11 protein-coding genes are annotated in these 12772 nt (G+C 38.4%); 2 read left to right on the top strand and 9 right to left on the bottom strand.

The genetic code is table 11. The features are described 5' to 3' along the window. Positions 1–4: 4 nt before the first annotated feature. From ACY2A0_RS05685 to ACY2A0_RS05675, 3 genes are all read right to left on the bottom strand, one after another. Positions 5–517 (bottom strand): LptE family protein, encoded by a 513-nt coding sequence (locus tag ACY2A0_RS05685; RefSeq protein ID WP_461788587.1) that lies wholly within the window; start codon positions 515–517, stop codon positions 5–7. Between the two features lie 4 nt (positions 518–521). Next, positions 522–1757 carry a sigma-54 interaction domain-containing protein gene (locus ACY2A0_RS05680; protein ID WP_461788586.1) on the bottom strand — a complete coding sequence of 412 codons (1236 nt, stop codon included), beginning with the start codon at positions 1755–1757 and terminating at the stop codon, positions 522–524. Between the two features lie 141 nt (positions 1758–1898). Further along, positions 1899–3434, bottom strand: coding sequence for a MiaB/RimO family radical SAM methylthiotransferase (locus ACY2A0_RS05675; RefSeq protein ID WP_461788585.1), 1536 nt, complete (start codon positions 3432–3434; stop codon positions 1899–1901). Between the two features lie 269 nt (positions 3435–3703). Here ACY2A0_RS05675 and ACY2A0_RS05670 point away from each other — a divergent pair, with 269 nt between their 5' ends. Continuing rightward, on the top strand, positions 3704–5413 hold the full coding sequence (locus ACY2A0_RS05670) for an AsmA family protein (protein WP_461788584.1): 1710 nt from the start codon (positions 3704–3706) through the stop codon (positions 5411–5413). Between the two features lie 2 nt (positions 5414–5415). Here the strand turns inward: ACY2A0_RS05670 and ACY2A0_RS05665 are convergent, their stop codons facing one another. Together ACY2A0_RS05665 and ACY2A0_RS05660 are read right to left on the bottom strand one after the other, a co-directional pair. Continuing rightward, entirely contained in the window at positions 5416–5718 is a 303-nt protein-coding gene (locus ACY2A0_RS05665) for a helix-turn-helix domain-containing protein (RefSeq protein WP_461788583.1), read from the bottom strand. Beyond that, on the bottom strand, positions 5702–5833 hold the full coding sequence (locus tag ACY2A0_RS05660; RefSeq protein WP_461791039.1) for a type II toxin-antitoxin system RelE/ParE family toxin: 132 nt from the start codon (positions 5831–5833) through the stop codon (positions 5702–5704). The genes ACY2A0_RS05665 and ACY2A0_RS05660 overlap by 17 nt, the downstream gene beginning before the upstream one ends. 293 nt (positions 5834–6126) lie before the next feature. On the opposite strand from ACY2A0_RS05660, the gene ACY2A0_RS05655 reads away from it, so the two are divergent. Continuing rightward, entirely contained in the window at positions 6127–7920 is a 1794-nt protein-coding gene (locus ACY2A0_RS05655; protein WP_461788582.1) for a hypothetical protein, read from the top strand. A 42-nt stretch (positions 7921–7962) separates the two neighbouring features. On the opposite strand, the gene ACY2A0_RS05650 is transcribed toward ACY2A0_RS05655, so the two are convergent. From ACY2A0_RS05650 to ACY2A0_RS05635, 4 genes are all read right to left on the bottom strand, one after another. Next, on the bottom strand, positions 7963–9030 hold the full coding sequence (locus tag ACY2A0_RS05650; RefSeq protein WP_461788581.1) for a branched-chain amino acid aminotransferase: 1068 nt from the start codon (positions 9028–9030) through the stop codon (positions 7963–7965). A 103-nt stretch (positions 9031–9133) separates the two neighbouring features. Beyond that, complete coding sequence (locus ACY2A0_RS05645; protein ID WP_461788580.1) at positions 9134–10099, bottom strand: tryptophan 2,3-dioxygenase family protein; 966 nt, start codon at positions 10097–10099, stop codon at positions 9134–9136. Positions 10100–10447: 348 nt separating this feature from the next. After that, positions 10448–11746 (bottom strand): HAD family hydrolase, encoded by a 1299-nt coding sequence (locus tag ACY2A0_RS05640; RefSeq protein ID WP_461788579.1) that lies wholly within the window; start codon positions 11744–11746, stop codon positions 10448–10450. Continuing rightward, positions 11746–12708, bottom strand: coding sequence for an NAD-dependent epimerase/dehydratase family protein (locus tag ACY2A0_RS05635; RefSeq protein ID WP_461788578.1), 963 nt, complete (start codon positions 12706–12708; stop codon positions 11746–11748). Before ACY2A0_RS05635 ends, ACY2A0_RS05640 begins: the two co-directional genes overlap by 1 nt. Between the last annotated feature and the right edge of the window lie 64 nt (positions 12709–12772).

The following is a 12772-nucleotide window of genomic DNA, read 5'->3' as shown; positions in this document are numbered from 1 at the left end:
AAGTTTACCATTGCGCAAAGGCACGGTTAAAAATATTTTCGGTAAGTTGTTGATTTACCTGTTTGATTAAGGTCTGTTCTTGACTTTGTAAAGTTCCACCAGATAAGGTAAAATCTTTAAAGGCACTAAACGATTCTTTAAAGCTGGTTTTTACTTTCCCAGTATCTAGGTTGTTGGTATAAGTTACCGACACCGTAATGGTTAAACGATTGGCACCAGCTGTAGGTTGACGGTTATCAGTAAAGGCAATAGGCTTAATGTCGTAACCTGTTATTTCACCTTCCATGATGGCGTCGGCTTCGCCAGTAGTAATGCTGAGCCTGCTTTGCGTACGAATACGTTCTTTTAAATCTTCCGTAAAAGTTTGGGCCAAGGCTGGTACTACCAAAGGAGCTCTGTTTTCAAAGAACCTTACATTGATGGTTTTCATAGTTGGAGGAATTGACGCTCCATTAAATTTATAGCTACAGCTAGCAAAAGCCAATACTACCGCTAAAAGCAAAAATATTTTTTTCATCGACCTATAAATTTAGCTCTTTTATTTTCCTGTAAAGTGTACGCTCGGAAATTCCTAACTCCTGCGCCGCAAATTTGCGTTTGCCTTTGTGCTTTTTCAATGCCTTTTTGATCAAGTCAGACTCTTTATCAACTAAAGATAGTGACTCTTCAACCTCTTCGGCATCATGAGCAAAATTATAGTCGTTTGGATTGCTTTGCGAAGGATGTTTGATCGTTAACGTAGGCTCGGCAGAATGATTGTTCGAATCTACTTCTTGATACAGCTGATTGATGAACTGCGGATTGTCGGCAATAACATGAGCCATATTGCCACCGCCATTCTGTATGATTTCTGCCACCAATTTTTTAAGCTCTACCATATCCTTCTTCATGTCAAATAAAACTTTATAAAGGATGTCTCGCTCAGAAAAATCTTCTTTGCTAGAAGTATTTACGGCCATTGGCAGGTTGTTGTTCTGTTCGTTGGGAATGTAGTTTAAAAGCGCTTGTGCAGTTACGTTTCTGTCTTTTTCAAGTACACAAACTTGCTCAGCAATATTTTTTAACTGCCTTACGTTACCCGGCCAACTGTAATTACTTAACATTTGTACAGCATCATTTTCAAGCTGTATGCCAGGGGTGCGGTATTTGTTGCTAAAATCAGATACGAATTTCCTGAATAAGAGATAGATATCGTCTTTGCGTTCTCTAAGCGGTGGAATGCGCAAAGGCACGGTATTTAACCTGTAGTACAAATCTTCACGGAACTTGCCTTTTTTTACGCTGTCATAAACATCAACATTAGTTGCAGCAATAATGCGTACGTCGGTTTTTTGTACTTTCGACGAGCCCACCCGCAAATATTCTCCACTTTCCAAAATCCTAAGTAAACGAGCTTGGGTACCTAAAGGAAGTTCGGCAACTTCGTCTAAGAATATAGTGCCACCATTAGCGACTTCAAAGTAACCTTTTCTAGCTTCATGGGCACCTGTGAAGGACCCTTTTTCGTGGCCAAAAAGTTCTGAATCAATGGTGCCTTCTGGAATGGCACCGCAGTTTACGGCGATAAAAGCACCATGCTTGCGAGCGCTTAACTGATGGATGATTTGCGAGAAAACTTCTTTACCGCTACCGCTTTCGCCCGTAATTAATACTGACATATCGGTAGGTGCAACTTGGCTTGCTGTATCTATAGCTCGGTTTAACAATGGCGAGTTGCCAATGATGCCGAAGCGTTGTTTGATGCTTTGTGTATCCATTATCCTAGATTTACGAATTAGATTTACGACAGTGATGTTGCTTGTAAATCTAAAATCGTGAATTAACTAATGTTTTTATGTCTGTCATTTTTGAATTATGGTTTTAGATATCGGGTTGATACTAAAATCCTAACTCTAAAATCAGACTGCTTTGCCAATTAATGTAGCAGTGGTGCAGCGTTCTACTAAAACATTTGCGTATTCGCCTGGTTTTACAAAATCAGTAACAGGGAAAACAACCATCACATTCTCATCGTTTCGTCCGCGGTATTCCTTATCAGATTTTTTCGAGAACCCTTCCACTAATACTTTCACTGTTTTGCCAACAAAATTTTTGATGTAGGCATGTGAACCTTCCTGTTGTTTCTGGATGATATCATTTAATCTCCGTAGTTTCACTTCCTCTGGAATATCATCCTTGTACCTGCGTGCTGCTAAAGTTCCAGGGCGTTCTGAATAAGCAAACTGATAAGCGAAGCTGTAAGTTACGTAATCCATCATGCTCAAGGTATCTTGGTGTTCTTCTTCGGTTTCAGTACAAAAACCCGTGATGATATCAGTTGAAATGGCACAGCCTGGAATAATTTGCTTGATGGCATCAACACGATTCATATACCACGCTCTATCATATGTGCGGTTCATCAACTTCAATATCCTGCTGTTACCGCTCTGAACAGGTAAGTGGATGTAGTTACAGATATTATCGTATTTAGCAATGGTGTGTAATACTTCGTCGGTAATATCTTTAGGGTGCGATGTAGAGAACCGAACCCTTAATTCGGGACTGATTTCTGCCACCATGGCCATCAGTTGAGCAAAATTTACCGAGCCTTCCAAGTTTTCATGATGATGATCACCACGTTTTTCTGGCAAATCAGTTTTGTTAACTAAAGCTTCTAAAAGCGCATCACCAGTTAAGGTGTTCATGTCATCTTGTAAATCGTCAGCTTTACTTTTTACCTCTTGGCCATCTTTCCAAAAATAGGAATCAACGTTTTGTCCTAACAACGTAACCTCACGGTAACCTTGTTCAAATAACTGACGGGCTTCGTTAAGGATGGTTTGGGGATCTCTGCTGCGCTCACGTCCGCGGGTAAAAGGCACCACACAAAACGAACACATGTTGTCGCAACCACGAGTAATAGAAATGAAAGCACTAATGCCGTTTCCTGTTAAGCGTACTGGACTAATATCTGCGTAGGTTTCTTCACGGGAAAGAATCACATTAACGGCTTTACGGCCATCTTCTACCTCGTTAATTAGCTTTGGTAAATCACGGTAAGCATCGGGGCCTACTACTACATCAACTAACTTTTCTTCTTCTAAAAATTTAGATTTTAAGCGTTCAGCCATGCAGCCTAAAACGCCAACTACCAGCTTCGGATTCTTGCGTTTCTCTTTTCCAAACTGCGATAGCCTGTTGCGTACACGCTGCTCCGCATTTTCTCTGATAGAGCAAGTGTTAATGAAAATAACATCAGCATTTTGGTAATCAGAAGTAGTCTCAAAACCAGTTTCCGAAAGTATAGAAGCCACAATTTCACTATCTGCAAAATTCATTTGGCAGCCGTAGCTTTCGATGTAAAGCTTTTTTCCATCTCCCTTTTTTTCCAGTACTAGTGCTTCACCTTGTCGGCTTTCGTCGTGTGTTTTATCCTGAAGCTTAAAATCAATCATTAATATACATTTTGTGGGGCTCAAAAGTACTAAAATTAAATTAAAAATGACAGAATGGCAGTAATTTTATAATTCGTTAACAATTCACTCACTTGGTCTCTTCGGAAGCTATTAGAATTTCATCGCTGTGTTTTTTAATCGATATCGCTAATCAGTTGAGAAATTATAGATGCGTGTTTTTCATCTTATGTAAAAGACTTGCTGTGTTTTAAGCTTTAAAAAACAATGCCCCATTTTTTTTGTCTTTAAGGTTACAAACAGAAAACCTTATGGGCGAAAATACATTTTACCGCAGGCGCAAGTTCTGGTACTGGCTGGGCGGTATTTTTGGCGTGATCATCATTTTATTGGGAATTGGAGCCCTTATATTAAGTGCAAAATGGAAGCCAATGCTTACTTCAAAAATAAAAGAAGGTGTGCACAACGCTTCCAACGGTTTATACCAAATTAATTTTAAGGATATACACCTTAATGTTTTAACAGGAACTGCCGTATTGGATAGCATTAGTTTAGTGCCAGATACCAATATCTTCAATCAATTAAAAGCCCAAAAGCAAGCGCCAACGCATTTGTTTAGGATAAAGCTAGCACATTTAAAAGTTGCCCGAGTAGGGATTTTAACTGCTTATTTCAAGAAAAAAATTGAGCTAAATGCCATCGTCTTGGATCATCCGTCGATAGATATGGTGTATCATAAGGTGCCTAAGCGTCCCGATACTATAAAAGATGAAAAAACACTTTATCAACAAATTTCTAAATCTTTAAAGTCAATTGCGGTAGCACAAATAAAAGTAATCGATGCCGATTTTGATTATTACAACGGGCAGAAAAAGTTGAACGCCATTAAGCATTTATCGGTTAATGTAAAAGATATTTTAATTGATTCGGCGGCGCAGTTTGATACTACTCGTATTTTTCATAGTAAAAACATTGGATTTGAACTGATTGGTTATCAGTCTGACACTAAAGATAAACTTTACACATTGAAGTTGGATACTTTGAGAGGATCTATTACGGGCAAAGATTTAGAAGTGCGAGGGTTTAAAATGGTGCCTAAATATCCTAAAATTGAGTTCAGTAAGAAGTACAGTGTGCAAAAGGACAGATACGATCTTGATTTTAAAAAAATTAGCATTTCAGGCGTAGATTATGTGGGCTTAAATGCCAACGGGGAACTTCATGTTAAGCAAATTGAACTTGGCCCAGCGGAAGTGAATGTTTTTATGAATAGAGAGCTGCCACCTTCTAGCTTAAATAAGTCGGGCAATTTCCCGCACATGGCTTTAAAACGGTTGCCCATTCCAACTATTGTTGAGCAATTGAAAATAGCTAAGGTAAATGTGGCGTATGGCGAATACAATCCCAAAACAAAAGAAATAGGTACAATTAAACTAGATGGTTTGCATGGTGTGGTAAATAACTTAACTAACGATAGTGCGAGGTTAAGTAAAAAAGGACACGCTTATGCCGACTTGACAACCTATGTAATGGGAGCCGCTAAACTCAACGTAACCATTGACTTTAACTTATTATCTAATAATGGCGCTTTTAGCTACAAAGGAAAGGTAGGCAGCTTCAATTTGCCAGCGTTAAATGCAATTTCAAAACCGTTAGGGCAAATCGCTATTGAAAGTGGAAGGGTAACATCTGCTAGTTTTGACGTATCTGCTAACAGCAGCGGTTCAAAAGGCGTGGTGTATTTCTATTATCAAGATTTAAAAATAAAAATGCTTGGACAAGATGCCGATGGCAATGAAAAGAAAAAGGGATTACTGTCCTTTTTAGCGAATACGTTGCTTATTAAGGATGATAATATCCCAGGAGAAAAAGGACGATTTGCGAATGTCACACACGAGCGCCCTCCTCAAGCATCATTTTTCAATGTAATGTGGAAGACCGTGTTCAAAGGAATGCGTGAAATTGTAGGTATTGGAATTGTACCAATGAAAAAGATGCCGGATCCGAAGAAAAAGAAGTGAGGTTATATTTTTATCGATAGCTCTAATTTTCCACCTAAACCTAGCTCAACAATTTTCTGAATTGTGGAAAGACGCACATCTTTAATATTGTTTTCAACTTTTGAGATGTAACCTTTGTTAGTGCCAATCTTTTCTGCAAGTTGCTCCTGCGTTAAACCCTTTTCTAATCTAGCCTGCTGTATTAAAAAACCTAATTTGAACTCTTCGTAGCCGTTTTCGAACTTAAGCCTCTTTTTAGTTCCCTTTTTGTCATATTGCTCGTCTATAGACTGATCGAGAGATTTTAAATCATTTTTCACTTTCATATTGCATCTTAATTTTATTCGCTTTTTCAATTTCAGACTTGGGCGTTTTCTGGCTCTTTTTCTGAAAACCATTTGCTAGTACAATTAGTTTTCCATCATCAAAAAAGCAAAATATTTTAAAAATATCACTTCCAGATTTTACCCTAATTTCGTAAAGGCCATTAGTGCCTTCAATATGCTATAGGTATTCAGTTGATGTAACGTTTCAATTAATTTTAAAGTCCATGTAATTTTATCTCTAACTTTTTGTTTTTGATTTCGGAAAAAATCAAAAAAGTAATTTTTATACAAGAAAACTTGTCTTACTTTATTCATAGGGTCGTCAAACATATAAAAAGTTGCCTTATAAGACAACTTAATAATTGTAATAAATATGTATATTGGGGTTGATTAATCTCGGTACTGTTAATGAATTTTAAGGCGCTGTTTTATAATAGAAAAAAGTGGAAGTGGGTTTCTGGCGTATTGATTTTTTTTCTGGTACTAACTGGCTTAACGGCTTGGTATGTTTCCTATAAAATTAAGCCTTTTGTTCAGCGTGAGCTAGCTGCCGTGGTAAAAAAGGCTACAAACGGACTGTACGATATCCGTTTCGAGAAAGTAATGGTTAACCCCTTAACTGGCAATGCATCGCTAACAGATGTAAGTTTAATTCCTGATACGCTGGTGTACAAAAAATTGATAACGCAGCGTAAGGCACCAAATAATCTCTATTTCATCAGTTTGCAGAAGTTGCGGATCAAAAGATTTCATCCCTTTAGCATCTACTTCGATAAGAAGCTCGACATTGAACTGCTACTTTTTGATCGCCCTCAAATTACAATGGTGAACAAATCACTATCGTTTAATGAAAGTAAGCCGCCACAACCTGACCAGTCGCCTTATGACTACGTAAAGAAAATTTTCAAATCAGTGCAGGTAGAAACCATCGATTTTAAAAATGCCAGTTTTAAATACATCAACCGCAATGGCGCTGTACCAGAAACTGATACAATTTCGAATATCACCATTACGTTAAAGGATTGGTTAATTGACAGCACCTCAGCTAAGGATAAAAGCCGATTTTATTTGTTGAAAGATGCCTACGTGTATCTCAATAATTACACTTTTGCCACCCCTGATAGCATGTACTACATCAAGGCTAATCAGTTTGAGTTTAGTGCTTCTCAAAAGAAGTTAAACATTAAAGAATTTTCGTTGGAACCTCGTTACTCCGAAAAAGATTTCGCCAAGGTGAATGGTTATGCTAGGGATCGGTATTCTCTTAAACTAAGTAATATCGATTTTTACGGCATCAACTTGTTTGCTTACATCAAAAATAGAGAGCTTATTGCTGATGAAATGGCTGTCGCTGATGGCAGTTTATCCGTATTTAACGATAATTCCTATCCTAAGTTGATGAAGGATAAAACAGGTAAGTTTCCTCATCAGCTCCTTCAAAAAATAGGGATACATACTACAGTAAAAAAAATAAAGCTCAACAAATTGAATATCAGTTATGCTGAGTTTGACCAACAAAGCGGACAAAGAGGGCAGATCAATTTTAAGAATATCTCAGGCATCATCAGTAATGTTACTAACCAGCCAAAAGTAAAGCGGAAAAATCCAATTATTGAGGCCAATTTAGAAAGCTATTTGATGGGGCAAGGCAAACTCAATGTCAATTTTAAGTTTAATGTATTGGCTCCTAAGGCAGATTTTTCTTACAAAGGGCAGTTGGTTAATATGGACGGACGGCAGCTTAACTACATCACAAAACCTTTGGCGATGCTTATCATTAAGAGCTGTTTGATTAGGCGTTTTGCGTTTGATATTTCTGCCAATGAAGATGTAGCTAAAGGAAAAGTGGAGTTTATTTACAACGATTTATCCATTGGATTGATGAAGCGTCACGAAGGTGGTCAGCGGCTCAAGCGCTTAGGCATACTTTCTTTGTTGGCTAATGCTATGGTCATTTATTCCGATAACCCGTCAGATGATGGAAAGCTGACCTTAGCCACCATTAATTATAATCGTAAGCCAACCAATTCCTTTTTTAACTTCATTTGGCGCAGCTTGTTTCAAGGTGTAAAACATAGTGTTGGCTTTAGTGTCCAAAAGGAGCATGAAATCAAAAACTATATCACAAAATTCGAAAACATGAAGGATGACAGGGAGCGAAGAAGGATGCGTAGAGAGTTGAGATTGAAAGCAAATAAATAAGCCCCGAATAAAATCCGAGGCTTCTACTTTATGATCTTCTGATTAAGAAATTACCCAGTTCCATCCAAAAGTATCTGGAGCTAGACCATACTTAATGTCATTTAACTTTTTAGCGATGCCATTTGAAACGTGTCTTGTTTCTACATCAGTTAGCGTGTAAGTTTTACCTTCGTAACCAATTTCGCCAATATGGGTAACGGTAGCAGCTGTACCAGCAGCAAATGCTTCTGTCAACTTGCCATTTTCAATTCCCTCGATGATCTCTTTTACAGATAATCTTCTTTCTTCTACTGTGATGCCCTCAGCTTTAGCTAATTGGATAATGGTATCTCTTGTTACGCCATTTAATACGGTAGTTCTCACTGCAGGAGTAATTAACTTACCATCAATTACGAACATCAAGTTTGCAGTACCAGCCTCTTCAATAAATTCATGAGTTTGAGCATCAGTCCAGATCAATTGGTCAAAACCTTCTTTTCTTGCTTCCTCAAATGGGTATAAAGAGCGAGCGTAGTTACCTGCAGTTTTAGCAAAACCTACACCGCCGTCATCAGCTCTGGTGAATTCGGTCTCTATTTTAACTCGTAATGCTTTGTTGTAGTATTTGCCGGTTGGCGTGGTTAATACTGCAAAAGTATAGCTGTCTGACGGTCTAACGCCTAAATAAGGATCAGTAGCATACATTACAGGTCTAATATAAAGTGCGTAGTCTTCTTGGTTAGGAACCCATTTTTCGTCAACGTTAATTAGGGTAGCCATTCCTTGCATAAAGATTTCTTCTGGCACTTCAGCCATTGCCATTCTTCTAGCCGATTTATTAAAACGAATGAAGTTCTTATCAGCTCTAAAAATGCTGATTTTCCCATCAGGCAGTCGGTAGGCTTTAATACCTTCAAAAATGGCTTGTCCGTAATGCAGCGCAGAAATTGCTGGGCTCATAGGGATTGGACCATAAGGAACTACTCTAGGGTTTTTCCATTCACCATCTTCATAGTCACACAAAAACATGTGGTCGGTAAACACTTTACCGAATGGCAACTGCGAAAAATCAGTAACAGTAAGGCGAGTTTGCTCAGCCTTGGTTACTTTGATGTCTAATGTTTCGGTCATTTTATAGAAATTTATGCGAGCAGCGGCATTTTGTTTATACCGATGCTCTTATTTTGCTGCAAAAGTACTAAAAATCAAGTGTTTTTTAGCTTTTTTAGAAGAATTATTGTTTGTTTTTAAGTGTTTGCAACACACTAAGTACCCAGCCTTTTCCCCATTCTTCCATCTGCTCTTCAGTCCATAAAAACGGGTAGAAAATTCTTTTCTGAAAACGAGGAGGTAAGTATTTTTGCCAGTTTGTACCACCTGTAGCCGCAATGTCTACAGGATCTTTTTCAAGGTAGCGCACTGCAGATTTGTAGTGAGATAAAGGCCATTCGACATTCACGTAAAGATCCAGCTTGCGTAGTTCCTCGGCAAGTTCTTCAACATCTTCGCCTTTAGCTTCCAATTGTTTGTAAAGCGATGCAAAATTGCTATGTTCACGTTCCTTTGCTAACGCTAAAAATTGCGTTGCATACTTGTTAATGAATTGCTTTAACGTTAGGGTTTGCTTTCCGCTAGCCAATTCTGTGGCGCCAAATTTCCAATAAATGTATTCAAATTTTTCCTCGATACTGGCATTGGCTAATTCGTTGCGCTTACTTTTGTCTACCAGTTGGCTAAAGTCGGTGGCTGAAATTTCTATCATCCGGTATTGCCCGCTTTGGAAACCGCTAGCAGGAAGCAATGACATGCGGAATTTTAGGAATTGTTCCTTTTCCATGCCATTTACCATCACCTCAAATGAAGTGGTTAAAGCATTGAAATAAGCATTGATCCTTTTCACCCTTTCAGTGAAAAAATTAGCTGTGAGATTTTCGTTTGTAGCTATTTGTTTGCATTCGTGCAGCGAAAGTTTAAAGTATAGCTCGGTAATTTGGTGGTACATGATGAAAATTTCCTCATCGGGGAAAGGCGTTTTTGGGCTTTGCAAGCTCAGCAAAGTGTCCAAATGTATATAGTCCCAATATGTAAGGAAATCTGCATATAAAAGGCCGTCTAAATAAGAGACCATATCTTGTCCCATGGCTTCGTATTTTTCTTGAAGCAGGGTTAATTTTTCTTTAATCTGTGGAGTTAATTCCATTTTGTATTGTCTTTACAGTTTAACCTGTGTGTTTATCCTAACTAATCCAGAAACAAGTTGAGGATGACGGTCTAGTTTGGGTCATGCTGATTTATAGCGAAGCGGAATGCTGCATAAAATTTAGTTCAGCAACTGTTTGAAAAGACAATAAGCTAGCTTGGCCTATCGATGATAAGCGTGAAGTTGGAGATATGTATTGACGATAGTAAAGTCATGTGGAACTCTTCTTAGTCCGTTTTGTCATTCTGAGCGCAGCGAAGAATCTGAGTCTAAATTACACATCATTAGTAGATTCTTCGCTGCGCTCAGAATGACAGGGGCTTAAACTTAAAAAAGTTTAGTTAAATTTTAATACAACACTCTAAATTTAATAGTATGCTCAATTTTCTTTAAGGATTTGAACAACTGTTTGTCGTACTCGGCATTGATATCGGTAATAGCGTAGCCAATATCACCTTTGGTCATTAGAAATTGGCCAACGATATTAATGTTGTGTTTAGCAAAAATATTATTGATTTGAGCCATAATACCCGGTACGTTCTTATGGATGTGAATCAAACGATGTGATTTATCGATAGCTGGTAACTGTAAATTAGGAAAGTTACTGCTCAAATAAGTAGTGCCTTTGTTCATGAAATCAGCTACACGCTTTGGAATAAATAAGGAGTTCCTTGGGTTGCCTTTAGGATCATCAAATACTACAATGCCCATTTCACTACAAATTTGCAACGAGAATTTGTTTTTTGCACTGCCTAAATAACCTATTGTTTTTAGCTTCACCGCTCTTTTCAATTTCTCATCATCAATTTTTTCGCCGTTGGCCAATAGTAGCATGCCCACATCACCAACGTACTTTTCCTCAAATTCTGTTTTATGGCGAATAGAGAAACCGTCTTTCTTTAAAAAAGCAATACTATCGGCATTTACATCTCCAATAACCAAACACAGAATCCTATTTTTAGGGTAAGATATCGCCCTTGGCAAATTGTTAACGTACAAAAACTCATCAAAACTTGGCGTTACATGGTCGGCTTTGGTAACAATACTTTCACGGGCAATATTTTCTGTGAACGCGTAGAACTTTTTAATCAAGCCACTTTCGCGTAACTGATAGTCAGAATAGCCATCACCAATGCCGTATAGATTACCTTGTAGCTGCAGTTGGTGCATTAATTTTACTTTTCCACCCTCCTCACTTAACGGATTGGCGTGGTCATAATCGATGATCTTGCCATCGCCGGTAGTCACAAAAGTGTTGGCGTAGATATTTTCTTTTTTGATGTGATATTGGCTCACCACTGGCGTGATGAACTCTTTAAATCCTCCCGAAACAATCAATACTTCATCAGCATGTTTTTTGAAAAACTCGGCATTGCGTGAAAAAGATTTTGACACTTTCTTTTTCAAATGCTTGATCAGTTTTTGTAAATGCTCCTCAGTGGCTTCCAATAGTTTTACTCGTTGAGCCAAGCTTTCAGAAAAAGAGAGTTTGCCCTCCATCGCCAAATTGGTGTAATCTTCAATTTTTTGGTAAATGGCTTCTCTATCGGGATGCTTAGCTAATGAGATTCGTGCTAACTCATCTAGCGCTTCTACTTGAGTAAACGTACTGTCGAAATCAATGATATAAAAGTTTTGTTGTTTCATTATTTAAGGGCATTGCAAACTTCAGCGATGCTTTGGTTTAGTGGTTTAAATGTATAATTGAGTGTTTCGGTTACTTTTTGGTTGGTATAATAACTTAAATTAAAGCTGCTGCGGGCGGCATCTTTGGTGAGTGCTGCAGGTTTTCCTGTAAATAGCGAAGCCAATTTTGCAGCTCGCCAAGCTAAACCAAGCATCCAAGGTTTCGCTTCTTTTGCAGGAGCTTTAACGCCGAAGCTTCTCGCAATTTCGGCAAAAAAATCTTTGTAATGTAAATTCCCCGCACTAAGTGTAAATCGTTCTGCGCTAATTTCGCTTTCCATCAATAAAATCATGCATCTGGCTACATCTTCAACATCTACAATGCCAGTAGCGCCATCGGTATAAAAATTTAAACTTTCTTTTACCAGCTTGAAAATGGCTCCGCTGCCATTATAGCCAGCGCTTTTGCCAATAATAACTGCGGGATTTACAATCAATGCGTCTAGTCCTTCGGCTATGCCACGCCAAACCTCCATTTCACCTTGGTATTTAGATATGGCGTAATTGTGTGCCTTGGGGTTGTAATCCCAAAAATGCTTTTCAGAAATAAGCTCGCCAACTTTAGCATCTCCTAATGCCGCAATTGAGCTCACATGTAGTAGGCGCACATTCAAATCCAGGCAAATGTTCACCACATTGGCGGTGCCTTCGATATTGATTTTTTGAAGTTTGGCTTTGTCCTTTGAGTCGAAAGAAACGAATGCAGCGCAGTGGTAAGCCTTGGTTACGCCGTCAAATGCGTCAATCAAGCTCTCGGGTTCGTTAATGTCGGCGGTGTGCCAAGTTACAAGCGGATTGTTTTTAAGTATCGATGGAATTACAGAGCTGCTTCTTTTGATAGCCCGAACTGTTAAATTCTGCTCGGTAAGTTGCTTTACTAACTCTGCTCCTAAAAAACCTGTTGCCCCTGTAACGAGTATCATTTCATTTTTTGTGTTGAAATATGCGCTCAAAAATAGATATTTGAGGGCAAACATTTAGTGGCTT

The sequence above is a fragment of the Pedobacter sp. genome (assembly GCF_965249885.1).
GTDB lineage: Bacteria > Bacteroidota > Bacteroidia > Sphingobacteriales > Sphingobacteriaceae > Pedobacter.
Note: the sequence above shows the minus strand (reverse complement) of the source record. Positions and strands in the feature narration are given on the sequence as shown.

Excerpts from the sequence above, each read along its gene's own strand:
- ACY2A0_RS05650 (WP_461788581.1), bottom strand. The coding sequence starts at position 9,030 with ATGACCGAAACATTAGACATCAAAGTAACCAAGGCTGAGCAAACTCGC.
- ACY2A0_RS05665 (WP_461788583.1), bottom strand. The coding sequence starts at position 5,718 with ATGAAAGTGAAAAATGATTTAAAATCTCTCGATCAGTCTATAGACGAG.
- ACY2A0_RS05670 (WP_461788584.1), top strand. The coding sequence starts at position 3,704 with ATGGGCGAAAATACATTTTACCGCAGGCGCAAGTTCTGGTACTGGCTG.
- ACY2A0_RS05685 (WP_461788587.1), bottom strand. The coding sequence starts at position 517 with ATGAAAAAAATATTTTTGCTTTTAGCGGTAGTATTGGCTTTTGCTAGC.
- ACY2A0_RS05645 (WP_461788580.1), bottom strand. The coding sequence starts at position 10,099 with ATGGAATTAACTCCACAGATTAAAGAAAAATTAACCCTGCTTCAAGAA.
- ACY2A0_RS05675 (WP_461788585.1), bottom strand. The coding sequence starts at position 3,434 with ATGATTGATTTTAAGCTTCAGGATAAAACACACGACGAAAGCCGACAA.
- ACY2A0_RS05655 (WP_461788582.1), top strand. The coding sequence starts at position 6,127 with ATGAATTTTAAGGCGCTGTTTTATAATAGAAAAAAGTGGAAGTGGGTT.
- ACY2A0_RS05680 (WP_461788586.1), bottom strand. The coding sequence starts at position 1,757 with ATGGATACACAAAGCATCAAACAACGCTTCGGCATCATTGGCAACTCG.
- ACY2A0_RS05640 (WP_461788579.1), bottom strand. The coding sequence starts at position 11,746 with ATGAAACAACAAAACTTTTATATCATTGATTTCGACAGTACGTTTACT.
- ACY2A0_RS05635 (WP_461788578.1), bottom strand. The coding sequence starts at position 12,708 with ATGATACTCGTTACAGGGGCAACAGGTTTTTTAGGAGCAGAGTTAGTA.